This is a genomic window from Micromonospora sp. (assembly GCF_048594385.1).
GTDB lineage: Bacteria > Actinomycetota > Actinomycetes > Mycobacteriales > Micromonosporaceae > Micromonospora > Micromonospora wenchangensis.
This window is the reverse complement of the sequence record NZ_JBMDWU010000182.1, coordinates 1-23,690: the sequence shown is the minus strand read 5'-3', so window position 1 is coordinate 23,690 and position 23,690 is coordinate 1. Positions and strand designations below refer to the sequence as shown.

The window sequence follows — 23,690 nt, the reverse complement described above, 5'->3', positions numbered from 1 at the left end:
ACCACGGGGGCCCGGACCAGGTTGCCCCACTCGGTCCACGAACCGTCGTAGTTGCGTACCTGCGGGAAGCCCAGCAGGTGGTGCAGCACGAACCAGGTGTGGCTGGAACGTTCACCGATCCGGCAGTAGGCCACCACGTCGTCGGCCGGGCTCAACCCGAGCTGGTCGGTGTAGATCGCCCGCAGCTCGTCGGCCGACTTGAAAGTGCCGTCGTCGTTCGCGGCGGACTTCCACGGCTTGCTCACCGCGCCCGGGATGTGCCCCCCGCGCAGCGCGCCCTCCTGCGGATAGTCGGGCATGTGCAGCATCTCGCCGGTGTACTCGCCCGGCGAACGGACGTCGACCAGGGGGCGGCCCGCCGCCACGTGCGCCATCACCTGCTCCCGGTACGCCCGGACCGGCGCGTCGTTGCGCTGCGGCACCGGATAGTCGGCGCGCGGCCGGACCGTCTTCTCCCGGGTCAGCTCGCGCCCCTCGGCGATCCACTTCTGCCGGCCGCCGTCGAGCAGCCGTACGTCGGAGTGGCCGAACAGGGTGAACACCCACAGCGCGTACGCGGCCCACCAGTTGAAGTTGTCGCCGTAGAAGACCACCGTGTCGTCGCGGCCGATGCCCTTGGCCGCGCACAGCTCGGCGAAGCTCTCCGCGTCCAGGTAGTCCCGGGTCACCTGGTCGTTCAGCTCGGTGTGCCAGTCGACCTTGACGGCCCCGGGGATATGACCGGTGTCGTAGAGCAGCACGTCCTCGTCGGATTCGACCACGACGAGACCCTCGTCGCCGAGGTGTTCGGCCAACCATTCGGTGGTGACCAGCCGCTGCGGGTCGGCGTACGACTGGAGGCGGGGATGCGGATCACTCGGCACAGACATGAGCCCCAAGTTACGCCGGAATCCGGGGCGTCGACCGCCCGTTGGGCCCGGAACGTCGGTCGGTCAGGCGCGGCGGTGTACCAGGCGGCCGGCGACGACGGTGGCGAGGCAGCGGCCGTCGTCGGCGAAGACGGCCAGGTCGGCGCGGCTACCGACGGTGAGGGCCAGGGGTCGTGCCACGTCGAGGACGGCCACGTCGTTACGGGCCACCGCCGCCCGTAGCGCCGGGTCGGTCAGGTGCCCGGCGAGCACCGCACCGACCCCCACCCGCAGCAACGCGTGCACCCGTTCACGCGGACTGGCCGCCGGGGGCAGCGGCCCGTCGTGCACCAGCGCCGGCCCGAGGGTGCCGGGCCACCGCCGCACCCGCACCATCGGGTACGCCTGCGTCAGCTCCCCGACCGGTCCGACCGCCTCGATCCGGTCCCCGTCGACCAGCACCGCCCAGCCCGACAGTGGCCCTCCGTCGCCCGGGGCCGGCTGGTCCGGCGGCGGCCCACCCGGGGCCGGCACCGCCAGGCCCGACAGCGCGTCGTCCTTCGACGTCGCCCCGTCCGACAGCGCATCGTCGTCCCCCGGCACCGGCCGGTCCGGCGGCGGCCCGTCGTCCCGGGTGAGGCGCAGCAGGGGGGCGGTGTGCAGGGTGCGCACGTCAGTCGGTGACCGGGCCGAGGATCGGACGCTTCGCGGTGACCGTGTCGCCGGAGGACCGGCCGGTGAGTCGACGGGTGATCCACGGGGCCAGGTGCCGGCCGACCCAGCTCAGGTCGGCGGCGCGGGCGGCGAGCCACGGGGTGGCGGCCGGGCGCTCCGGCACCATCAGCCACTCCTCGTCGCAGCCCACCCCGAGCGTCGTCAGCACCTGGGCGGCGACCCGCCGGTGCCCGGCGGCTGACAGGTGCAGCCGGTCAGGGCTCCAGAGCATCGGGTTGAGCCGGAACGTGTCGTCGGCGAACAGGTCGATCAGGACCGCGCCGTGCCGCTCGGAGATCTCGCCGATGAGCCGGTTGATCAGCGCGATCCGAGGTGAGACGAGACGCTGGCCGGGCAGCCGGGCCAGCACGTCGGCGAAGCGGAAGAGGATCACGTCGGAACCGTTGGCGCGCAGCCGGGCCACCACGGCGTCGAACCGGGTCGCCAGCGCGTCCGGGTCGAAGGTACGGCGCAGCACGTCGTTGCCGCCGGCCGCGAAGCTGACCAGGTCGGGCTTCATGGCGAGCGCGGCGGGCACCTGCTCGGCGACGACACTCGGGAAGAGCCGGCCCCGGATGGCCAGGTTCGCGTAGCCGAAGTCCGGCCCGGCCTCGGCGGCCAGCCGGGTAGCCACCAGGTCCGCCCAGCCCCGGTAGGTGCCGTCCGGGTAGGCGTCGTCCATGCCCTCGGTGAAGCTGTCCCCGACCGCCACGAAGCTCCGCCAGCGCACGCCGCCCCCTCATGCCCTCGTCGACCGCGGCGACCAGTGTGTCACCGGCCGGCCCTGACCTGTCGCCGCCCACCGCCCCAACGTGGCGCAGGTCATCGACCAGCACTCCGCACCCTTGATCGACTCGCCTGGGGTCGGGGTGGATCGATCCTTTTGGGTTGATATAGCGGCATCCCGTACCTCCGGACACCGCTATATCGGCCCCCATGCCGCCGCCCGCCCCACCCCGGCCAGCTCAGCCCGGACCGCTCAGCCCGGCGGGAGCGGGGTGGCCGGTCCCCGGCGGTAGGGGGCCGTCGAGGTCGCCGGCGGCCTGCCGGGCGTCGTCGGGGTGCGCGACAGCAAGGATCCGACCGGGCCCGTCCTCACCTTCGAGCGCCGGGCCTGGCGCTCCTTCGTCGCCGCCACCGGCAAGGGTGTCGGCACCCACTGACCCGACCCGACCCGCCGGCCCCGACCCGACCCGCCGGCCCCGGCCCGACCCGGCGGCTACTGGCCCAGGATCGCCTCGATCAGGCGCATGGTGCCGTCGCGTTCCCAGGTCGACTGGTAGTTGGCGACGATCGAGCCGGGTGGATAGTGCGCCGGCATGTCCGGCCAGGTGCAGCCGGTGCGTCTGCGGTGGTAGATCGCTTCCACGATCAGCCGGCGGTCGTACCGCCGGCCCCCATGCGCGTCGCTGCCCGGCAGGATCGCCGCGACCTGCCGCCACTGCTCGTCGGTGATGCCGCCCGGAGTCGACGGTCCGCGCTGCTCGACCCGCTCGGGCCGGCGGGATGGTGGTCGCGGCACCTCGACAGCTCTCGGCACCTCGACAGCTCGCGGCGTCTCGACGGCTCGCGGCGTCTCGACCGGTTGCGGCGGTTGCGCACTGGCCTGTTGGCTTTCCCTGGCCGACAGCCGGGCCCGCGCCGCCGCCGCGATCTGTTCCCGAACCGGCAACGGCTGGGCCGGCGGATATCCGGTGAAGCCGGGTTCGAGGGCGGCGGTGAGGAGCTCGCAGGCCTGGCGGAGCTGCTCCCACTGCGGGGCGAGGGCCTGCAGGTGGGCGGTCGCCGGATCGTCGGGTTGCCCCTGCTGCCCGCCGAACGCCTGGAGGCGACCCAGGATCACCGGTTGACGGTGGGCGTACCAGGCCATGACGCGGGCGATGGCATCGTGCACCGACGACCGGTACTCCTCCTGGTACGGCCCGGCCAGGCTGAACGCGTACGCCTGCGTGTTGTACTCGGCCATGTCGGCGGCGAGGTCCGGGCAGTCCGCCAGCACCTGCGGGAACTGGTCGGGGTCCAGGTAGTCCAACCACCGGGGTGCCGGCTGGTCGCCGCCGTCAGGTGCCGGGTCCCCGGGCTGACCGGGCAGGTCCGGTTGCGCGACGGTGGCGGTCAGGTACCACTGCCGCAGGTGCTCGTCGCAGGCCGCGGCGAAGTACGGCAGGTACGCCCCGGCGACCTCGCCGGCGAGGGCCTCGGCGGCCACCGACCAGAAGGCGAACGTGGCCCCGGTGTCCACCTCGAACACCTGCGCCAACCGGGCGACCAGCGCGTACATGTCGTCGATCTGTGCGAACTCCGCGACGAGCGTCGGATCGACCTCCCCGAACGCCACCGCCAGGGGGTGGTCGACCCACGGCGGCCGGACGGTGTCCACCAGCGCGACGACGAGGTGGTCCCGGTCCAGCTGCCCACTGGCGTGCTGCTGGAGCAGCGTGATCGTGGCCAGGCTACGGCGCAGCTGATCGACGCCGGTGTGGGCGGCCTGCTCGTCGGCCCAGGCGTGGAACATCGCCAGGCAGGTGGGGTTCTGCTGGGTCTCGGCCCAGGTGAGGCGCTGGAAGAACGCCGGCTCGTACTCGGCGATCCAGGCGAAGGTCGTGGCGAACGTGTGTTGCCACGGCGCCGGCTGGACGTCCTGATGCGGATGCACGCCTGTCTCCCGGTCGGTGGGCGGGTCCGCACCAGCGTGCACCGGATCTACCGGCCCCCTCCCCGGTCACCGGCCGGCCCTGCGGGCAGTCCGGGCTGCCCCTGCGGGCAACGCGGCGCCGACCAGTCCGGACGCGGTGATGGTCAGTCCGGGCGCGGTGATGGTCAGTCCGGGCGCGACGACGTCGAGACGCGGTGCCCACCGCTGAAGGCCGGCGTTGCGCGACCCGGGCAGCCACCCCTCAGGCACGGACGGTCAGCGACCAGGCCCGGATCGTGATCCAGGACCGCGGTCAGAACCTGCCGCTCGTCGACCTTCGGCGTGGCCAGCGCCCCGGTGATCGGCAGACCCGACGGGGTGCAGACCAGACGCAGGCTAGGGCTAGGGCTGACGGTAGACGGAGACGTGGGAGCGGGATTCGGCGGTGAACTCGCCGCCGGTCCAGTCGGCGTGCCGGCTCTCCAGGGTGAACCCGGCGAGCTGCCCCATCAGGTCCAGCTCGGCGGGCCAGACGTAGCGGTGCGGGGTGCGGAACAGTTCCGCCTGCCGACCGTCGCCGAACCGGAAATGGTGGGACACCACCTGCTGGTTCAGCACGTCGTAGGTGTCCAGGCCGACGTAGCCGGGTTCGGAGTGCCACACCACCGCCTGCTGACCGGGCGGCAGTTTGCGCAGCTCGGGCACCCACAGTTCAACGACGAACCGGCCACCGGGGGCGAGGTGCCGGGCGGCGTTGCGGAAGCAGGCCACCTGCTCGGCCTGGGTGAGCAGGTTGGCGATCGTGTTGTAGATCAGATAGACGAGGGAGAACTCACCCGGGGCGACGGCGGTCGCCATGTCACCGGCGACCACCGGGATCGTGTCCGGGTCCACCTTGGTGCGGAGCTGCGCGATCATCGGGGCGGACAGCTCGATGCCGGTGACCGGGATCCCCCGGGCGGCCAGCGGGACGGCGACCCGACCGGTCCCGATGGCGAACTCCAGTGCCGGCCCGTCACCGGCGAGCGCGGCCAGCCGGTCCACCGTCGGCCCCAGCACCTCGGCCGCGAACATGCCCTCGCCCGGCGTGTCGTAGTGCCGAGCAGCCTCGGCGTCCCAGATCTCGTCCTGCCGCATGCCCCGATGCTCACCGCCCCGGAAAACCATGTCCATCGAATTACCCCACCACGCGCACCCCGCCGCACCTCGCCCCCGCCCCTCGCCCCCGTGATCAAGAGGTTTGCGTCACCCCGCCCCCGGAATCCTGACGCAAACCTCTTGATCACCGCGAAACAGCGGAGGCGGGGCGGGGGGAGCGCGGGGGCGCGCGGGGTGGAGGGCGGAAGGGGTGAAAGGGATCGCTGGGGTGGGGGGTGCGGCCTTACGCTGCGTCGATGTTGCTTCGTACGTCGACCACCCTGCTGCGGACCCTGCGCGAGGACCCGGCGGACGCGGAGGTGCCGAGCCACCGGCTCCTGCTGCGCGCCGGTTACATCCGCCGCGTCGCCCCGGGCGGGTACGCCTGGCTGCCGCTGGGCAAACTGGTGCTGGACCGGGTCACCGAGATAGTCCGGTCGGAACTGGCCGCGATCGGCGACCAGGAGGTGCACTTCCCGGCGCTGCTTCCGGCGGAGCCGTACCGGACCAGCGGCCGGTGGACGGAGTACGGCGACGACATCTTCACCCTCGCCGACCGGCGCGGAGCCGAGCACCTGCTCGCCCCCACCCACGAGGAACTGGCGACGCTGCTGGTCAAGGACCTGGTCTCGTCGTACCGGGACTTCCCGTTGACGATCTTCCAGATCCAGACGAAGTTCCGCGACGAGGCCCGCCCCCGGGCCGGGCTGCTGCGCGGGCGGGAGTTCCTGATGAAGGACGCCTACTCGTTCGACCTGGACGACGACGGTCTGCGCGCGTCGTACGCCCGGCACCGGGCGGCGTACCGGCGGGTCTTCGACCGGTTGGGGCTGGCGTACACGGTCGTGCGGGCGGTCTCCGGGGCGATGGGCGGCTCGGCCTCGGAGGAGTTCCTGGCCGGCACCCCGGTCGGTGAGGACACCTACGTGGGCTGCACGGTCTGCGACTACGCGGCGAACACCGAGGCGGTGACGACCCCCGCCCCGGCCGGCGGCGATCCTGACGCGCACCGCCCCACCGAGGTGCACGACACCCCGCAGACGCCGACCATCGCCGCGCTGGTGGCCCTCGCCAACGACCGGAGGCTCACCGGGCGGCACGACTGGGCCGCCGCCGACACCCTGAAGAACGTGGTGCTGACCGTACGCCGGCCCGGCGCGGACACCCCCGAGGTGCTGGTGATCGGCCTGCCCGGCGACCGGGAGGTGGACCTCCGGCGGGTGTCGGCGGCGCTGCACCCGGCCGACGTGGCGGTCTTCGACGACTGGGCCGCCCACCCCGGGCTGGTCCGGGGCTATCTCGGGCCGCAGGTGCTGGCCAAGCTCGGGCTGCGCTACCTGGTCGATCCCCGGGTGGTCGCCGGCACCGCCTGGCTGACCGGGGCCAACGAGCCGGGGCGGCACGCCACCGACGTGGTGTGCGGGCGGGACTTCGTCCCCGACGGCACCATCGAGGCGGCCGAGGTCCGCCCCGGTGACCCCTGCCCGGCCTGCGCCGCCACCGCCAGCGGAACTCCCGGCGGTACCGCCGCCGGGAGGGACGGCACCGGCGGTGAGCTGACGATCCGGCGCGGGATCGAGATCGGGCACATCTTCCAGCTCGGCCGCCGGTTCACCGACGCGTTCGCCCTCGACGTGCTGGGCGCGGCGGGCAAACCGGTCCGGCCCACCATGGGCTGCTACGGCATCGGGGTGTCCCGGGCGGTCGCGGCGGTCGCCGAACAGCACCACGACGAGCGGGGGCTGGTCTGGCCGGCGGCGGTCGCGCCGTGCGACGTACACCTGGTGGTGGCGGGCAAGGGGGCGCAGCTCGACGCGGCGCTCGACCTCGGCGGCCGGCTGTCGGCGGCCGGCCTGCGGGTGCTCGTCGACGACCGGGCCAACGTCTCGGCCGGGGTGAAGTTCACCGATGCCGAGCTGATCGGCATCCCGTGCGTCGTGGTGGTCGGCCGCCGACTCGTCGACGGGTACGTCGAGGTGCGCGACCGGGCGACCGGCGGCCGCGACGAGGTGCCGTGGGACGGCCTGGCCGACCAACTACTGAGTCGGGTTCGCGGCAACGGGGTGTAGCGGACGCGCCACGGGGTACCGAAGTCGGATCGACTACGGGTGTTGTACGGAGGCTCTCATGTACCGGGTCAGTGACGTGATGACCAAGCAGGTGGTCTATCTGTCGGCGGAGACCACTCTGGACGAGGCGGCCAGGGTGATGAAGGAGGCCGACATCGGGGACGTGGTGGTCACCGACGGCTCCACGCTGGCGGGTCTGCTGACCGACCGGGACATCGTGGTCCGGGCGGTGGCCGAGTGCAGCGACCCGACCAGCACCTCGATCGGCTCGATCATCACCCGGGAGGTGGTGATGATCGAGCAGCACGCCACGGCCGGCGAGGCGGTGGCGTTGATGCGCGAGCGCAACATCCGGCGCATCCTGGTCTGCGACAACGAACGCAAGCTCGTCGGCATCGTCTCCCTGGGTGACCTGGCGATGCAGCTCGACCCCAGCTCGGCGCTGGCCGACATCAGCGAAGGCGCCCCGAACAACTGAGCCGGGCACGACGGCCGGCGGTGCGGGCGGGAACGACGGCCGGTGCAAACGAATGACGTGGCCGGGGGCAGGTGGACCCACCCCCGGCCGGAACGGCCGCGCCGGCCGGTGTCGACCGTCGGGCGGGGACGGCAGGGGACGGCGGTAGCCTGGCGGAATGCCCGAGATGCCGACGAAGCTGGCCGAGATCGTCGAGGAGTTCGCCGACGCGCCCCGTGACGTGGTGCTGGAAATGCTGCTGGAGTACGCCGACGTGGTCCCACCGCTGCCGGCCGGGGTGGACCGCGACGACCTGGAGCAGGTCCCCGAGTGCCAGACGGCGTTCTTCCTGCGCGCCGAGGTCGCCCCGGACGGCACGGTGACCACCGTGTTCGACTGCCCACCCGAGGCACCCACCACCCGGGCCTTCGCCGGCATCCTCGCCGAGGGGCTGGCCGGGGCGAGCTCCGCGCAGGTGCTTGACGTGCCGGACGACCTCTACCAGCGGATGGGCCTGGCCCAGGCGAGCAGCCCGCTGCGGGTGCGCGGCGGCACCGCGATCCTGGCCCGACTCAAGCGACAGGTACGGGAACAAGTGGGCTGAGCTGGGGGTTGTCTCCGGTCATGGAGATCGAGATCTACGCCGACGTGGTCTGCCCCTGGTGCTACATCGGCAAGCGCCGACTCGAACAGGCCCTCGCGTCGTACGACGGTGAGGTGACCGTCAGGTACCGGCCGTTCCAGCTCGACCCGTCGCCGGTGACCACGCCCGGGCCGCTGCTCGACGCGCTGGCCGCGAAGTTCGGTGGCCGGGAGCGGGCCGAGTCGATGGCCGGCCAGGTTACCCAGGTGGCCGCCGGGGTGGGGCTGACGTTGAACTTCGAGCGGGCGGTGAGCGCCAACACCTTCGACGCGCACCGGCTGGTCCGGTTCGCCGACGGGCACGGCCGGGCGGGTGAGCTGGTCGAGGCCCTCTACCGGGCGCACTTCACCGACGGGGTCGACGTCGGCTCGCCGGAGGCGTTGGTGGCGCTGGCCACCTCGGTCGGGCTGGACGAGACCGGGGCGCGCGAGTACCTGGCGTCGAACGCCGGCCGCCGCGAACTGGCCGCCGACCTGAGCACCGCCCACCAGCTCGGGGTGACCAGCGTGCCGACCTTCGTCCTCGCCGGCAAGTACGGCGTCACCGGGGCGCAGGAGCCCGAGACGCTGCTCGCCGCCCTGACCGAGGTCGCCCAGCGGGAGTCGGCCGCCTGACGCCCGCGCCGGGGTGGCATCGACCGGCGCGATGTTTCACGTGCAACAACATCGATGAACAGGAATGGCTAGGCGGGCCGGGCCAGGCCCTCCACCACCCGCGCCCCGGGCAGCGCGCCGAGCGCCGGCCCGGGCAGGGTGATCTTGCTGTGCCGTACGCCGGACCCGATGATCACGTGCGGGGTGGCGATCACCCGGGCGTCGACCAGGATCGGCCACGACTCCGGCAGCCCGATCGGGGTGATCCCGCCGTACTCCATCCCGGTCGACTCGACCGCCTCGGCCATCGGGGCGAAACTCGCCTTGCGCACGTCCAGCGTCCGGCGGACCATCCCGTTGACGTCGGCCCGGGTGGTGGCGAGCACCACGCAGGCGGCGTACCGGATCTCACCCTCCCGCTTGCCGGCGATCACCACGCAGTTCGCCGACACGTCCAGCCCCACCTCGTACGCCGCACAGAACGCCGCCGTGTCGGCCAGGGTGGCGTCGATCGGGGCGACCAGGACGGCGTCGACGTCGACGGGCGCCTGCGCCGGCCACGACGCCAACGCGGCGGCCACCGGTGCCGCCAGCAGGTCGGGTCGGGTGCGGGCGGGCTCGGTCTGCAACGTTCCCATCACGGCAGCGATCCTCGCACCCCGGGCCGCCGGCCGCCCGTCGGGCCACGCCCGCAGGCCACCGGGCCTGCCGCCACGGGTCCGGCAGGTCAGCTGCCGCCGAGGAAGGAGTTCTCCCGCAGGAACGCCCGGTCGTCGGCCGACGCCGACTGCGCACCCCGCAGCACCTGGGGCCGGCGGGCCTCCAGATCCTCCATGCCGTGCCGCACGGCGAGACGGATCACCCCGTAGAGGAAGACCAGGCCGAAGACGTAGAGCAGCACCGTGACGACGAAGACCAGCATGGCGTCACGGTAGGCAGGGCGGAACCCGTAGCAGGCTCATCTTCGGCCGGTTCCCCCGTACGTGTCGGCCAGGTGATCGGCGTCCCGCCGCCCGGCCGCCCAGCCGACGGGCCGGCCACCCGGCACGGCCTCACTTGAGCAGGTCGACGACGGTCAGCACGAGGAAGAACCCCACCACCGCCTCGCTGATGATCCACGAGTGCCGGTCCGCCCAGTCGCGCATCCGGGGCAGCACCCGGTCCGCCCGGTCACCGAACAGCAGCAACGCCAGCAGCGGCAGCGCGAGCAACAGCACGGTCAGCAGCACGAACGGCACCAGGTGCCACCACGGCAGCCCGTGCCGGGCGGCGGTCGCCCCCACCGTCACCATCGTCAGGTCGTCGGAGGGCATGACCACGAACAGCAACAGGCCCAGTCGGAACGCGTACCCGAAGCCGGCATGCTGCAGGCGGCCCATCCACCCGGGTTCGCCGGCCGAGTGCCGCCGGAGGAACACCACCACGGCCAGCACCACCAGCAGCGCCAGCACCACCCAGTCGATGGCCGTCTCGACCGGCTTGCGGCCACCACCCCCGCCGCCACCACCGGCCGCACCCCTGACCAGCCGGAAGACCAGCCAGGCGAGGGTCGTACCGGCGGACACCGCGAGCGCCGCGCCGGCCAGGAAACCCGCCGACGCCCGCCGGGGCCGGTCACCGGAGGCGAGGAAGACCGCCGCCACCAGCTGCGTACCGGCCACCATCACCACGGCCATCGGCAGGAACGTCAGGAGGTTCATCGCCCACCATCCTCGCCGTCGGCACGGCCGGCCCGGCGGGATTCGCCCGGATCAGGCGGTCCGCTCCCGGCCCGGCACCACCCGGCCGGCGAGCACCGCGCCGAGCAGCGCACACGCCACCGCCACGGCGAGCGTCCCCGCGTACCCGGCCGGGCCGGGCGTCGTCCCGCCGGCGAGCACCGTGCCGGTCAGCGCCAGCACGGTGGCGGTGAACAACGAGTCGGCCAGTTGCAGCGAGGAACTGTTGCGGCCCTGCTCCTCGGGGGCCGACAGGGCCAGCGTCAACACCGACAGCGCCGGGAACGTCAACCCCATCCCCAACCCGGCCACCGCCCAGCCGGCCACCCCGACCGCCACCGGCACCGCCGGCCAGACGGCGAGGGTGACGGTGGCCGTGCCCGCCGCCACGCAGGCCAGCCCGAGCCGGGGCAGGGTCGCCGAGGACCGTGGCGGCGGCAGCCGGCCCTGCGCCCAGGAACCCACCGACCAGGACAGCGCGCCGACGGTCAGCACCAGCCCGGCGGCGGTCGGCGAGAAGCCGCGTTCCCGGGACAGCATCAGCGGGATGACCACCTCCGCGCCCACGAACGCCGCCGCCGCCAACCCGCGCAGACCCACCACCGTGGGCAGGCCCCGGGCCGCCCGCAGGAACCCCGCCGGCAGCAGCCGGGGCGCGCAGACCCCCAGGCCGGCCAGGGCCACCACCACCAGGGTCACCGCGAGCACGCCGCGCTGCTGCCCCCCGTGGTGCAGCAGTGCGGCGCTCACCCCCGCCCCGGCCGCCCACCCGATCCGGGCCGCCGCGCCCGCCGGCGGCCCGGCCGGCGGCGGGCGGTGCAGCGTCCGCAGGCCCGACTCGACCAGCAGCACCGCCGGCAGCGCCACCACCGGTACGGCGAGGAAGACCCACCGCCAGCCCAGGTACTCCACGATCAGCCCGGCCAATGCCGGCCCGACCAGCGACGGTACGACCCACGCCGCCGCGAACGCGGCGAACACCCGACGCCGCAGCTCCTCCGGGTACGCCTGCCCGACCACCACGTACAACGCGACGGAGAGCAGGCCGGAGCCGAAGCCCTGCACCGCCCGGCCGACCACCAGGATGCCCATCGCGTCGGCGCTGCCGGCGACGAACAGGCCGGCGACGAACAGACCCACCCCGGCCCACATCGGCCCCCGGGGACCCCGGGCGTCGCACCAGATACCGGAGAGCACCATGGCCAGCACACCGGCGGCGAACGAGCCGCCGAAGGCGAGCGCGTACAGCCCGAGCCCGTCCAGCGCGCGGGCCACCGTGGGCATCGCGGTGCCCACCGCCAACGCCTCGAAGGCGAGCAGCGACACCAGGGCGACGCTGCCCACCGTCATCGCCCGCAGGCGCGGGTCGTAGAGGCGGGTGGCCGGCGTCAGGGTGGCGGTCACGGGGTGACGCCGGGCGGTACGTCAGACATGCGCCCAGCCTGCGACCTGCACCCGGGTTCAGGTCAAGGGTGAGCCCGGTCTCGTCAGGCTGACTCCAGTGCCTCGCCGAGCCCCCTGGCCAGCCCCGACAGGTGCTGGTCGGCGAGCAGGTGACCGGCGGTGATCACCAGGGCCAGCGGCCACTCGATGACCTGGAGGGCGGCGAGCACCCCCAGCCCGGCGTAATAGGCGATCTTGTCCGGCGGTGGCACCGCCACCTCACCCAGCATCGGCACCTCCACCCGTCGGGTGTACGCCCGGACCATCTCGTGACCGCCGCTGAGATGACGCGTGATCGTACTCATTCCGGCCTCCCTGCCACTCGTCGGGTCGTCAGGGGGATTCCACCGGCACCGCCGTCCATGCCCCGCCACCGGCGGAAACTTCCCCCGGCCGGGGGGCATAACGGACGTCCGACCGGGAAGCCAGGCCGCCTGACGAACGCGGGAGGCGAGATGGGGTACGGCGGCAGTGGGCGGGACCGATCCGCCCGTACCCCTCGATGACCACGCTGGGCCGGGTCGCCGGCCGGGTCCTCCCGTCGGTGCCGGTGCCGCCGCTGCTCGGCGGGGCGTCCCGTACCGTCGGTTCGGCCGCCGGCCGGCTGGCCCGGGTGGCCGGGTTGACCCGCCGTCGGGTCTGGTCCCGCGACGGCCGGCACCACATCGAGGTGCACGGCGTCTGCCAGGACGGCGGTGACCGGCTGGCCTGCCAGGTCGAGGCGGCGTTGGAGCGGCTGCCCGGGGTGGCCTGGGCGCGGGTGAACGCCCCCTCCGGCCGGGTCGTGGTGGCCGTCGAGGACCCGAAGCCGAAACTCGCCACCCTGATCGACACCGTGGCCCGGGTCGAGCGGGTCTGCCCGCACGAGCCGGACCCGGAGATCCCGCCCCCGCATCCGCCGGAGGACGGGCCACGCACCCCCCGGACCCTCGGCGCGCTCGCCTCCGACGCGCTGGGCCTGACCATCTCCGCCGCTACCCGCATCCTGCCGTTCACCCCGGTACCGGGCGAGGTGGCCGGCCTGCTCACCGCCGTCGACCTGCACCCGAAGCTGCACGACCTCGCCGGCCGGGGGTTGCGTGCCGACCCGCGCGCCGAGGTGCTGTTCCCGCTCGCCGAGGCGGTCGTGCAGGGGCTGACCGGCGGCTGGGCCGGCATCGTCCTCGACGGCGCGCAGCGGATCGTGCAGTGGGGTGAGGCGCGCGCCCAGCTCACCGCGTGGACCCGGGCGGAGCCGAGACTGACCGGTGACCCGCGACGCGCCGTCGCCCGGTCACCCGGCCCCGGCCGTCCCTGCCCCCGACCCGACGGCCCCGTCGAACGGTACGTCTCGACGATGCTCGCCACCGGAGCCGCCGCCGGGGCCGCCGCGTGGCCCGTCGCCGGTCCGAAGCGGGCCGCCGCGCTCGGGCTCGCCGCGCTGCCCAAGGCCCCCGGCAGTGGCCGCGAGGGGTACGCCGCGCAGCTCGGCCGGGTGCTGGCCCGGCGCGGCGTGATCGCGATGGACCGCAGTGTGCTGCGGGAACTCGACCGGATCGACACGGTGGTGCTGGACGCGGCCGTACTCGGCTCGCCCCGGGGCGTCCTCGCCGACCTGGCCCCGCTGGCCGACACGGACACCGGGGAGGTGGCCGGCCGGGCGTTCGCCCTGTTCAACCCCGACCACCCGGACGAGACCCACGAGGCCGACGGTTGGCGACTCGGGCCACTGGCCGATCTCGACGCCGTCGACCCGGGGGACACCCCGCAGAGCCGGCGGCTGCGCGCGACGGACGGCCCCCTGCTCGGCCTCGCCCACGGTGGCACCCTCGCCGCCGTCGTCCGGGTCGCCCCCGAGCCGGCGCCCGGCGTCGACGCGCTGCCCGCCGCCGCCCGGCACGCCGGCCTGCGCCTGGTCGTCGCCGGCCCGGACCCGCAAAGGTACGGCTTCGCCGACGCGGTGCTGCCCGGCGGGGACCGGCTCGCCGGATCCGTCCGGGCCCTGCAACGCGACGGGGCGGTGGTGCTGCTGGTCTCCGGCGACCGGTCGGCGCTGGCGGCGTCCGACTGCGGGCTCGGCGTGGCCGCCCCCGACGACCTGCCCCCGTGGGGTGCCCACCTGCTCGTCGGCACCGACCTGCGGATTGCGGCGCTGCTGATCGAGGCGGCCGGGGTGGCCCGGCGGATGACCGGGCAGAGCATCCGCCTCGCCATGGCCGGCACCGGGCTCGGCGCGTTGGGTGCGTTCACCGCCGCGCCGACGCAGCTTCCCGGCCGTAGCCTCGCCGCCGTCAACGGCGCGGCGGCGGTGGCCTTCGCCAACGGGGTGTGGCGGGCCCGCCGGCTACCCGACCCGGCCGTGGCCCCGACGCCGGCCACCACCGCCTGGCACCTGATGCCGGTCCCGACCGTGCTGCGGCACCTCGGCACCGGCCCGGACGGGCTCACCGATGCCGAGGCGCAGCGCCGGCACCGCACCGACCCGGACCCGTCGGCCGGGCCGGTCGGCCTGTTCCGGGCGTTCGTCGACGAGCTGGCCAACCCGCTCACGCCGGTGCTCGCCGCCGGTGCCGTCCTGTCGGCGGCGTTCGGCTCGCTCGTCGACGCGGCCCTGGTCGGCGGCGTGGTCGGCGGGTCGGCGCTGGTCGGGGCGGTGCACCAGCGCAACACCGACCGGGCGCTGGCCGAGCTGCTGTCCCGCTCGGCGGTCACCGCCAAGGTGCTGCGGGACGGCGTCGAACGGGTGACCGCCGCCGAGGACCTGGTCTGCGGTGACGTGGTGATCCTCGGCCCCGGGGACGCGGTGCCCGCCGACTGCCGGGTGCTCACCGCCGACGGTCTGGAGGCCGACGAGTCGTCGCTGACCGGCGAGTCGCTGCCGGTGCCCAAGGGGGCCGCCCCGGTGGTCGCCGCCGTCCTCGCCGACCGCGCCTCGATGCTGTACGAGGGCACCACCGTCGCCACCGGCCACGGCACCGCCGTGGTCGTCGCCACGGGTGCCGCGACCGAGTCGGGTCGCAGCCTCGCGCTGGCCCGGCAGGCCCCACCGGAGAGCGGGGTGGAGGCCCGGCTCGGCCGGCTCACCCGCTCGGCGGTCCCGCTGGCCGTCGCGTCGGCGGTCGCGGTGGCCGGGGCGGGACTGCTGCGGGGCGTACCGCTGGGGCAGACGGCGGCGACCGCCGCGAACCTGGCCGTGGCGTCGGTGCCGGAGGGGTTGCCGTTCCTGGTCAGCGCGGCCCAGCTGGCCGCCGCCCGACGGTTGGCCGAGCACGGCGCGCTGGTCCGCAACCCGCGCACCATCGAGGCGCTGGGCCGGGTCGACGTGCTCTGCTTCGACAAGACGGGCACCCTCACCGAGGGCCGGCTGCTGCTCGCCGGGGTCGGCGACGGCGACCGGTTCGACCCCGTCGACCGGCTCGACGACGAGCTGCGCCGGGTCCTCGCCGCCGGGCTGCGCGCCACCCCGTACGCGGCCGACCCGCAGGAGCTGCCCCAGCACACCGACCGGGCGGTCCGGTACGGCGCACGGCAGGCGGACACGACCGAGCAGACCGGTGCGCACGGGTGGACGGCGGTGGGTGGGCTGCCGTTCGAGCCGTCCCGGGGTTACCACGCGACAGTCGGGCGCACCGCCGACGGTCTGCTGCTGAGCGTGAAGGGTGCCCCGGAGACCGTGCTACCCCGGTGCGGCGCGTGGCGGCTGCCGGGCGGCCGGGACGAGCCGCTGGACGACGAACGCCGGGAGCGGCTGCACGGTGTGCTCGCCGACCGGGCCGGGGCGGGGCACCGCATCCTCGCCGTCGCGGAGTGCCGGGTCGGTGCCGAGACGGTCACCGACGACGAGGTACGCGGGCTGGTCTTCGTCGGCTTCCTCGCCCTCGCCGACGGGATACGCGACAGCGCCGCCCCGGCGGTCCGCCGGATCAGGCAGGCCGGCGTGCACACCATCATGATCACCGGGGACCATCCGGCCACCGCCGAGGCGATCGCGTCGGCGATCAGCCCGGATGCCGACGGTCAACGGGTGGTCACCGCCACCGACCTGGACCAGTGGGACGACGCGGAGCTCGGCGAACGGCTCAGCCGTACCGACGTGGTGGCCCGGTGCACCCCGGCGCACAAGGTACGGATCATCCAGGCGTTGCAGAAGTGCGGGCGGACCGTGGCGATGACCGGGGACGGCGCCAACGACGCGCCGGCGATCCGGCTGGCCGACGTGGGCATCGCCCTCGGCCACCGGGGCACCCCGGCCGCCCGCGCCGCCGCCGACCTGGTGGTCACCGACGACCGGCTGGAGACCATCATCGCCACCCTGGTCGAGGGACGGGCGATGTGGTCGTCGGTACGCCACGCGCTGAGCATCCTGGTCGGCGGCAACCTCGGCGAGATCGCGTTCAGTGTGCTCAGCGCCGCCGTCACCGGCCGGTCGGCGCTCAACGGCCGGCAGTTGCTCCTGGTCAACCTGCTCACCGACCTGGCACCGGCGCTGGCCATCGCCGTCCGGCCGCCCGACGCCGACCACGCCGACGGGCTGCTCCGCGAGGGACCCGACGCCTCCCTCGGCGGCACCATGACCCGGGAGATCGGACTGCGCGCCGCCGCCACCACCCTCGGGGCGACCGCCGGCTGGACGGTGGCCCGGTGGACCGGCCGGGAACGACGCGCCGGCACGGTGGCCCTGGTCTCCCTGGTCGGCACGCAGCTGGGGCAGACCGTCCTGGCCGGCGGCACCAGCCCGACGGTGCTCGCGTCGACGGCGGCGTCGGTCGGGGTGCTCGCCGCCGTGGTGCAGACACCCGGGGTGAGCCAGTTCTTCGGCTGCACCCCGCTCGGCCCGGTGGGGTGGACCATCGCCGCCGGGTCGGCGCTCGGCGCGACCTTCGCCAACGGCACGTTGACCCGGCTGGTGGAACACCTGCCGGCCCGGGGCCGGCCCGCTGATCCGCCGTCGGCGGGCTAGACCTTCGGCGAGGTCAGGCCGGGGGCGGGGACCATGTGGCGGCGGCCCGACCCAGCCGGTCGTTGACCGCCCGGCCGACCCCCTCGTCGGGAGCCGGTTCGGCGAGGATCTCGGTCACCCCGGCCGCGTCCAGCCGGTGCAGCGCGTCGAAGAGGCGGGCGGCGGCCTCGGTCACGTCACCGGCGGGCGACAACACCTCCACCGCCGCGTAGTCCGCCGCAGGGGCCGCGCGGAAGGCCAGGTAGCCCCGCCGGACGCCGTCGTCCGACGCCGGCACCGCACCCCGCACCAACCGCAACGGGGTACGCGGCGCGTAGTGCGCGGCCAGCGTGCCGGGGGCGACCGGCTGCCCGGAGCTGCCCGGCCGGATCGTCACCGGGCCGACCGCCGCGACGAGGTCCTCCACGGCGAGCGCTCCGAGGCGCAGCACCACCGGCTGCGGGCCACGCGCGTCCACGATGGTCGACTCGATCCCGCACCGGGTCGGACCGCCGTCGAGCACCACGTCGACCGCCGCGCCGAGCCCGCGTACGACATGCTCGGCCCGGGTGGGGCTGAGCTGCCCGAACCGGTTGGCGCTCGGGGCGGCCACCGGAACCCCGGCGGCCCTGATCAACGCGCGGGCGGACGCCTCGTCGGGCACCCGCACGGCCATGCTGTCCAGGCCGGAGGTGACGATCGGCGGGATCACGGCCGGCCGGTCCACGATCAGGGTGAGCGGCCCCGGCCAGAACCGCTCGGCCAGCGCCGCGACGGTCGGGGGCAACACGCCGACGAGGGCCGGCAGGTCGGCGGCGTCGGCGAGGTGGGTGATCAGCGGATCGAAGCTGGGCCGCGCCTTCGCCTCGAAGATCCGCGCCGCGGCCCGGGCGTCCAACGCGTTCGCGCCGAGCCCGTAGACCGTCTCGGTGGGGAAGGCCACCAGCCCGCCGGCCCGCAGCACGTCGGCGGCCTCGGCGATGCCGTCGTGTTCGGCGGGCAGGACGCGGCAGGAGCCAGTGGTCACCCCCCGACGCTAGTCTGCCGTCGACGCCCGGACCGATGCGGGTGGCGGGCCGGTCTCCGCCCAGCAGACGCCGCCCCGGAACTCGATGCCCGGAACTCCGTCGACGATCCGGGTGACGTCCGCGACGGAGGCGAGTGCCCGGGTGAGGTCACCGCGCAGCTCCGCGCTGGCGGACGGCAGGTCGTCCTCCTCCTGCGCCCAGTCGATGTCGGCGGCACGCAGCTCGGCGACCGCGTGGTCGGTCAGCGCGGCCGGGTCGGTCACGGTGACGTCGATCCGGCAGTAGAGCTGGAGACGGCGGCTACCCGGGTCACCATCGGTCGTCATGCGGCTCAACGGCTCCGACGGGAGCGGCGCATCGCCCAGACGCCCCCGCCGATGGCCAGCGCCGTGGGCACCAGGCAGCAGAGCATCAGGAGGGCCAGGTGCCACGGTCTGAGTGCTCCCATTGCCGAGAGGTTAGAGGACGCACGCCGACCGTGCCGTCCCGCGGTCGGTCACCCTGCGGGAGAATCGCCGGCATGCTCCGCTCGCCGCGCGCCCTCCTGCTGGACTTCGGCGGTGTCCTGGCCGACGCGCCCCCGCAGCCGCCCGCCCCGCCGGAACTCGTCCGGCGGCTCTCAGAGCTCGTCGACGGCGCGGTGTCCGAACGGCAGATCGCCGCCGACCTGACCGGGGGTGCGCGACGGTACTCGGCCTGGCGCGACGACGCGGGCCGGACGGCCGATCCGGTGGAGCTGCCGCACTCCCGGGTGTGGGCCGAGTTCGTCACCGGCTCGTGGCCCCGCCCGGCCCGCGACGCCGTCGACCGCGAGGCGACCCCCCTGTCGTACGCCTGGACGTGGCGGGCGGACTGGGCGGTGCGCCCGGGCATCCCCGAGGCATTGCGGGCAGCGACGGGGGCGGGTCTTCCGCTGGCCGTGGTGAGCAACACCCTCTGCGGTGCCGCGCACCGGGATTTCCTGGCCGCCGTCGGGCTGGCCGGGTCGTTCGCCGCCCAGTTCTACAGCGACGAAGCCGGCCCCCGGAAGCCCAACCCGCGCCTGGCGCTGCTGGCGGCGGGGGCCGTCGGGGTTCCGATCGGTGACTGCTGGTTCGTCGGGGACACCCTCGGTCGGGACGTCGAGTGCGCCCGCCGGGCCGGGGCGGGGGCGGCGATCCTGATGCGTTCCCCCCGCACCGACCGGGAGTCGCCGCACCCCGCCGTCGTACCGGACGCCCGGGTCGAGGACGGCCACGGCCTGCTGGCTCTGCTGCGTCAGGCCTGAGCAGGTTCCGGTTCTTCCTCCCGTCGCCGTCTGCGGGAAGGGCCGTCCCTCGACCGGATTCGCTGCCTAGCTCTACCCCAGCGTGTCGTCCACCGACGACGCCCCCGCCACGTGGTGGACCGCGACGACGGCGTCGCGCGGTAGCGCCGAGTAGACGTGCGGGAAGGAACCGCCGTCGGAGGTGTCCTCCCAGCGCACCGCCGCGCCGAGTAGCCCGGCGTCGAGGGCGACGATCACGAGCGCCGGCTCGTGCGCGAAGAACCGCAGGGCGGTCGCACCCACCTGTTCGCGCGAGGAGCAGTGGATGAAGCCGCTGCTGTGGTCGAACGGCGATCCGTCGAAGCGGCCGGCGGCTTCGAACTCGGCCCACTCGGCGGGCAGCAGGATCTTGTAAATCAGCACAGCCCAGGGTGGCAGATGGCCGGCTGATCCGCAGCTGCCGCAGTCCGCGAACCCGACCGGCATCCGGCAAGCCACCTGATGCAGTAGGCGCCCCGGCTGGCCAGCTCCTGATCGCAGGCCACCAACCCGGGCAGACCGCTGGGAAAAGCCGTTCGGCTGAAAGGGATGACGAGGCGAAGAGGGTCGCGGATCGTCTGGTGGAGCCCAGGGGACTCGAACCCCTAACCCCTGCCTTGCAAAGGCAGTGCTCTGCCAGTTGAGCTAGGGCCCCGAGGGCGGAGAGCCGCCGGGTGCTGGCTGGTCAGCGCAGGTCGGGCGAGGTGGTGGCCTCGTGCCACAGGGCGCGCTCGTCGTTGGATTCCTTGACCTTCTTGGCCACCACAGCAGCGACGCCGATGATGCCGACCAGGAACAGAAGCTTCTTGAACATGGGGCGACCCCTCGCGCTCGACTCGACTGCCCGTCGGAACGGTGTGCGGTGGGGCTAGCTGGAATCGAACCAGCGACCTCAGAGTTATCAGCTCTGCGCTCTAACCGACTGAGCTATAGCCCCGCGTGGCGACGAGCAAGATTAACCCATCGCGTCGTCCGCTCCCAAATCGGGGTGGCCGACGCTCCCGCGCCTTCCCGACCGTACCGGTCGACCCGCTGCCGGGCGAGCCCTTTCCCCGGTCCCAAGGGCCGGAGATCCACTCCTGTGGCGGGAAACAGCGGCATCGGGCGGCCCGGACACCGCTGGATCGGCCCACGAGCGGGCACGAGTCGGACCGCTCGGCCACCAGGCCGGAAAAGCACGACGCCGGGGCGGCCGCTGTTCGCGGCGCCCCGGCGTCGGGTCGGATCAGTCGCGCTCGGCGAGCGTCAGCTCGATCCCGCCGACCAGGTCGGCGCACACGTTGTAGATGAACGCCCCCAGCGTGGCGAGCGCGGTGAACAGCACCACGTTCACCAGCCCGACGAGGGCGGACGTCAGGATGACACCCTTCGCGGTGATCTGGAAGCCGCTGTTGGTGCCTTGCCCGCCGCTGGCGCTGACCAGGTCGGTCAGGCTGTCGTTGACGCTCTGGAACACACCCATCGCGTCCAGCGCGAGGTAGAGCACCGAGGTCGCCACGACCACCACGATGAACAGCACCACGGAGACGGCGAAGGCGAACTTCATCACGGACCACGGGTCGATCCGCTTGAGGTTCAGCCGGGCCCGGCGCGGCCCCCGGGAGGCGGCCGAACTGACCGAGGTACGCGCGGCGCGTACCGCGTCACCCACCCGCGCGGCACCGACGGCGGACGCGCCACCGATGCCCGGGGGCAGACCGCCGCCGTTGGCGGGGCGGGCGGCGTTGTCCGGGGTCGGCCGGAAACCGCCGACCTTCGGCTGGGTGCCGGTCGTGGACGGGGAGGTGGCGGCCCCCACCGCGATCGGCTGTGTCGTGTTGCTCGACCGGGCCGCCGCAGCCACCGGCTGGGTGGCCGACGAGGGCGCGTCGGTGCCCGTCGGCTGGGACTTCTCCGTCGTCCCCGAGTCCTCACCGGGCTTGTCCGGCGGCGGTGCCATGCCGGGTGCCCGGGTGAACTTCGGGGCAGGCGCGTCGGCGGGGACGGTGGCCCGACCCACGGCGGCGCGGCCGGCGGGGGTTGTACCGCTCTTGGCGGCCTCCTCGTCGACCGGGGTGGCCGAGGTCCCCTTGTTCCCCGACTTCGCCTGTGTCTCCGTCATTCAACTAGTCCTGTTCGTCAGGCTCGTCGGCATTGCGAGCAATCGCCACGATAGTCACGCCGTCCGGGAGGTCCATCAGCTTGACCCCCATTGTGTTCCGGTCACGGGTACGGCGTACAGGCTTCACCGGAGTCCGGATGACGCCGCCGTTGCTGGTGATCGCGAACAGCTCGTCGTCCGGGTCGATCACCACCGCGCCGACCAGACCACCGCGGCGCTCGGTGATCTTCGCAGTCAACACGCCCTTACCTCCCCGGCCCTGAACCGGGTATTCCTCGATGGGGGTACGTTTCGCGTATCCCCCGTTCGTGGCCACCAGGACGTCCAGGCCCTCCCGGACGACCTCCATGGCCAGCAGGACGTCGTCGTCGGTGAAGCGCATGCCGATCACACCGGAGGTGGCCCGACCCATCGGGCGCAGCGCCTCGTCGGAGGCGTTGAACCGGATCGCCTGGGCCTTCTTGGAGACGAGCAGCAGGTCCTCCTCCGGTGCCGCGAGCACGGCACCGACCAGCTCGTCCTCATCGCGCAGGTTGATCGCGATGACGCCGCCGGACCGGTTGGAGTCGAACTCCTCGAGTCGGGTCTTCTTCACCAGGCCGTTTCTCGTGGCCAGTACCAGGTAGGGGGCCACCTGGTAGTTCGGGATTTCGATGATCTGCGCGATCTGCTCGTCCGGCTGGAAGGCGAGCAGGTTGGCCACGTGCTGGCCCTTGGCCACCCTACTGGCCTCGGGCAACTCGTACGCCTTGGCCCGGTACACGCGGCCCTTGTTGGTGAAGAACAGAATCCAGTCGTGGGTGGAGCATACGAAGAAGTGGCTGACGATGTCGTCCTGCCGCAGCGTTGCGCCGCTCACTCCCTTGCCGCCGCGCCGCTGCGAGCGGTAGAGGTCGACCTTGGTGCGCTTGGCGTACCCGGTGCGGGTGATGGTGACCACCACGTCCTCGCGGGCGATGAGGTCCTCCATGGAGACCTCGCCGTCGAACGGGACGATCTTCGTGCGCCGCTCGTCGCCCCACTTCGCGACGATCTCGCTCAGCTCCTCGGAGACGATCTTCCGCTGCCGCTCCGGCTTGGCGAGGATGTCCTTGAGGTCGGCGATCTCCAGTTCGAGCTTGGCCAGGTCGTCCAGGATGCGCTGCCGTTCCAGGGCGGCCAGCCGGCGCAGCTGCATGTCCAGGATCGCGGTCGCCTGGATCTCGTCGATCTCCAGCAGCCGGATCAGGCCCTGCCGGGCGTCGTCGACGGTGGGCGACCGCCGGATCAGGGCGATCACCTCGTCCAGCGCGTCCAGCGCCTTGGACAGACCGCGCAGGATGTGCGCCCGCTCCTCGGCCTTGCGCAGCCGGAACGCGGTCCGCCGCCGGATCACCTCGATCTGGTGCTCGACGTAGTAGCGGAGGAACTGGGCCAGGTTGAGCGTGCGCGGCACCCCGTCGACCAGGGCCAGCATGTTGGCGCCGAAGGTCTCCTGGAGCTGGGTGTGCTTGTAGAGGTTGTTCAGCACCACCTTGGCGACCGCGTCGCGCTTGAGCACCAGCACGATCCGCATGCCGGTACGCCCGGAGGACTCGTCCCGGATGTCGGCGATGCCGGCGAGCTTGCCCTCCTTGATCAGCTCGGCGATCCGCTCGGCCAGGTTGTCCGGGTTGACCTGGTAGGGCAGCTCGCTGACCACCAGCGCCGGCCGGCCCCGCTTGTCCTCCTCGACCTCCACCACGGCGCGCATCCGGATCGAGCCACGCCCGGTCCGGTACGCGTCCTGGATGGCCGCCTGACCGACGATCAGCCCGTGGGTCGGGAAGTCCGGACCCTTGACGATCTCCAGCAGCGCTTCGAGGGTGGTCGCCTCGTCGGCCTCCGGGTTCTCCAGGCACCACTGCACCGCCGCGCCGATCTCGCGCAGGTTGTGCGGCGGGATCTTGGTGGCCATCCCGACCGCGATGCCCTCGGAGCCGTTGACCAGCAGGTTGGGGATGCGCGACGGCAGGATGGTGGGCTCCTTGGCCCGGCCGTCGTAGTTGTCCTGGAGATCGACGGTGTCCTCGTCGATGTCCCGCAGCATCTCCATCGCCAGCGGGTCCAGCTTGCATTCGGT

Annotated in this window: 22 protein-coding genes, 2 tRNA genes and 2 pseudogenes; 7 read left to right on the top strand and 19 right to left on the bottom strand. The window is 73.7% G+C overall.

Annotated elements, in window-relative coordinates:
• From ACOJTC_RS09810 to ACOJTC_RS09800, 3 genes are all read right to left on the bottom strand, one after another.
• The coding region (locus ACOJTC_RS09810) for a sulfurtransferase (RefSeq protein ID WP_420116621.1) at positions 1 to 869 on the bottom strand (869 nt) is incomplete at its 3' end.
• 63 nt (positions 870 to 932) lie between these two features.
• Complete coding sequence (locus tag ACOJTC_RS09805; RefSeq protein ID WP_420116620.1) at positions 933 to 1,520, bottom strand: imidazolonepropionase-like domain-containing protein; 588 nt, start codon at positions 1,518 to 1,520, stop codon at positions 933 to 935.
• Position 1,521: 1 nt separating this feature from the next.
• The gene (locus ACOJTC_RS09800; protein WP_420116619.1) at positions 1,522 to 2,292 is read right to left on the bottom strand and encodes an SGNH/GDSL hydrolase family protein; all 771 of its coding nucleotides are present in this window, start codon (positions 2,290 to 2,292) and stop codon (positions 1,522 to 1,524) included.
• Between the two features lie 295 nt (positions 2,293 to 2,587).
• Between ACOJTC_RS09800 and ACOJTC_RS09795 the strand changes: the two are divergent.
• A pseudogene (locus ACOJTC_RS09795) lies at positions 2,588 to 2,725 on the top strand (DUF397 domain-containing protein); the annotation flags it as partial.
• A 56-nt stretch (positions 2,726 to 2,781) separates the two neighbouring features.
• Here the strand turns inward: ACOJTC_RS09795 and ACOJTC_RS09790 are convergent.
• The 3 genes and pseudogenes from ACOJTC_RS09790 to ACOJTC_RS09780 form a co-directional block, all read right to left on the bottom strand.
• Complete coding sequence (locus tag ACOJTC_RS09790) at positions 2,782 to 4,218, bottom strand: transposase (RefSeq protein WP_420116618.1); 1,437 nt, start codon at positions 4,216 to 4,218, stop codon at positions 2,782 to 2,784.
• Positions 4,219 to 4,460: 242 nt separating this feature from the next.
• A pseudogene (locus ACOJTC_RS09785) lies at positions 4,461 to 4,592 on the bottom strand (IS982 family transposase); the annotation flags it as partial.
• A 7-nt stretch (positions 4,593 to 4,599) separates the two neighbouring features.
• Positions 4,600 to 5,334, bottom strand: coding sequence for a class I SAM-dependent DNA methyltransferase (locus ACOJTC_RS09780; RefSeq protein WP_420116617.1), 735 nt, complete (start codon positions 5,332 to 5,334; stop codon positions 4,600 to 4,602).
• Between the two features lie 257 nt (positions 5,335 to 5,591).
• Here ACOJTC_RS09780 and ACOJTC_RS09775 point away from each other — a divergent pair, with 257 nt between their 5' ends.
• The 4 genes from ACOJTC_RS09775 to ACOJTC_RS09760 all read left to right on the top strand — a co-directional run bounded on the left by ACOJTC_RS09775 (position 5,592) and on the right by ACOJTC_RS09760 (position 9,117).
• On the top strand, positions 5,592 to 7,403 hold the full coding sequence (locus ACOJTC_RS09775; protein WP_420116616.1) for a proline--tRNA ligase: 1,812 nt from the start codon (positions 5,592 to 5,594) through the stop codon (positions 7,401 to 7,403).
• 58 nt (positions 7,404 to 7,461) lie between these two features.
• Positions 7,462 to 7,881 carry a CBS domain-containing protein gene (locus ACOJTC_RS09770; RefSeq protein ID WP_204925541.1) on the top strand — a complete coding sequence of 140 codons (420 nt, stop codon included), beginning with the start codon at positions 7,462 to 7,464 and terminating at the stop codon, positions 7,879 to 7,881.
• 157 nt (positions 7,882 to 8,038) lie between these two features.
• Positions 8,039 to 8,464: a SufE family protein gene (locus tag ACOJTC_RS09765; protein ID WP_420116615.1), complete on the top strand. Its 426-nt coding sequence runs from the start codon at positions 8,039 to 8,041 to the stop codon at positions 8,462 to 8,464.
• Between the two features lie 20 nt (positions 8,465 to 8,484).
• Positions 8,485 to 9,117, top strand: coding sequence for a DsbA family oxidoreductase (locus ACOJTC_RS09760; protein ID WP_420116614.1), 633 nt, complete (start codon positions 8,485 to 8,487; stop codon positions 9,115 to 9,117).
• Between the two features lie 68 nt (positions 9,118 to 9,185).
• Here ACOJTC_RS09760 and ACOJTC_RS09755 read toward each other — a convergent pair whose 3' ends face one another.
• From ACOJTC_RS09755 to ACOJTC_RS09735, 5 genes are all read right to left on the bottom strand, one after another.
• Positions 9,186 to 9,734, bottom strand: a complete 549-nt coding sequence (locus tag ACOJTC_RS09755) for a YbaK/EbsC family protein (protein ID WP_420116613.1) — start codon at positions 9,732 to 9,734, stop codon at positions 9,186 to 9,188.
• 89 nt (positions 9,735 to 9,823) lie between these two features.
• Positions 9,824 to 10,018, bottom strand: coding sequence for a hypothetical protein (locus tag ACOJTC_RS09750; protein ID WP_204925538.1), 195 nt, complete (start codon positions 10,016 to 10,018; stop codon positions 9,824 to 9,826).
• 130 nt (positions 10,019 to 10,148) lie between these two features.
• Complete coding sequence (locus ACOJTC_RS09745) at positions 10,149 to 10,796, bottom strand: GAP family protein (RefSeq protein WP_420116612.1); 648 nt, start codon at positions 10,794 to 10,796, stop codon at positions 10,149 to 10,151.
• Between the two features lie 51 nt (positions 10,797 to 10,847).
• A complete protein-coding gene (locus tag ACOJTC_RS09740; RefSeq protein WP_420116611.1) occupies positions 10,848 to 12,218 on the bottom strand; it encodes an MFS transporter in 1,371 nt (456 codons plus the stop codon).
• Between the two features lie 83 nt (positions 12,219 to 12,301).
• Positions 12,302 to 12,562 (bottom strand): hypothetical protein, encoded by a 261-nt coding sequence (locus ACOJTC_RS09735; RefSeq protein WP_357924857.1) that lies wholly within the window; start codon positions 12,560 to 12,562, stop codon positions 12,302 to 12,304.
• A 197-nt stretch (positions 12,563 to 12,759) separates the two neighbouring features.
• On the opposite strand from ACOJTC_RS09735, the gene ACOJTC_RS09730 reads away from it, so the two are divergent.
• Complete coding sequence (locus ACOJTC_RS09730) at positions 12,760 to 17,196, top strand: HAD-IC family P-type ATPase (protein WP_420116610.1); 4,437 nt, start codon at positions 12,760 to 12,762, stop codon at positions 17,194 to 17,196.
• 13 nt (positions 17,197 to 17,209) lie between these two features.
• Here ACOJTC_RS09730 and ACOJTC_RS09725 read toward each other — a convergent pair whose 3' ends face one another.
• The gene (locus ACOJTC_RS09725; protein WP_420116622.1) at positions 17,210 to 18,178 is read right to left on the bottom strand and encodes an L-threonylcarbamoyladenylate synthase; all 969 of its coding nucleotides are present in this window, start codon (positions 18,176 to 18,178) and stop codon (positions 17,210 to 17,212) included.
• 33 nt (positions 18,179 to 18,211) lie between these two features.
• Positions 18,212 to 18,529: a hypothetical protein gene (locus ACOJTC_RS09720; RefSeq protein ID WP_420116609.1), complete on the bottom strand. Its 318-nt coding sequence runs from the start codon at positions 18,527 to 18,529 to the stop codon at positions 18,212 to 18,214.
• 194 nt (positions 18,530 to 18,723) lie between these two features.
• Between ACOJTC_RS09720 and ACOJTC_RS09715 the strand changes: the two genes are divergently transcribed.
• A complete protein-coding gene (locus ACOJTC_RS09715) occupies positions 18,724 to 19,470 on the top strand; it encodes an HAD family hydrolase (protein ID WP_420116608.1) in 747 nt (248 codons plus the stop codon).
• A gap of 72 nt (positions 19,471 to 19,542) precedes the next feature.
• Here the strand turns inward: ACOJTC_RS09715 and ACOJTC_RS09710 are convergent, their stop codons facing one another.
• From ACOJTC_RS09710 to gyrA, 6 genes are all read right to left on the bottom strand, one after another.
• Complete coding sequence (locus ACOJTC_RS09710; RefSeq protein ID WP_420116607.1) at positions 19,543 to 19,872, bottom strand: DUF952 domain-containing protein; 330 nt, start codon at positions 19,870 to 19,872, stop codon at positions 19,543 to 19,545.
• A 195-nt stretch (positions 19,873 to 20,067) separates the two neighbouring features.
• A tRNA-Ala gene (locus ACOJTC_RS09705) sits at positions 20,068 to 20,143 on the bottom strand.
• A gap of 30 nt (positions 20,144 to 20,173) precedes the next feature.
• Positions 20,174 to 20,302: a DLW-39 family protein gene (locus ACOJTC_RS09700; RefSeq protein WP_211291697.1), complete on the bottom strand. Its 129-nt coding sequence runs from the start codon at positions 20,300 to 20,302 to the stop codon at positions 20,174 to 20,176.
• Positions 20,303 to 20,351: 49 nt separating this feature from the next.
• Positions 20,352 to 20,425: transfer RNA gene (locus tag ACOJTC_RS09695), tRNA-Ile, on the bottom strand.
• Between the two features lie 288 nt (positions 20,426 to 20,713).
• Positions 20,714 to 21,589 carry a DUF3566 domain-containing protein gene (locus ACOJTC_RS09690; RefSeq protein WP_204925531.1) on the bottom strand — a complete coding sequence of 292 codons (876 nt, stop codon included), beginning with the start codon at positions 21,587 to 21,589 and terminating at the stop codon, positions 20,714 to 20,716.
• 4 nt (positions 21,590 to 21,593) lie between these two features.
• A partial coding sequence (gene gyrA, locus ACOJTC_RS09685; protein ID WP_420116606.1) for a DNA gyrase subunit A occupies positions 21,594 to 23,690 on the bottom strand: 2,097 nt, incomplete at its 5' end.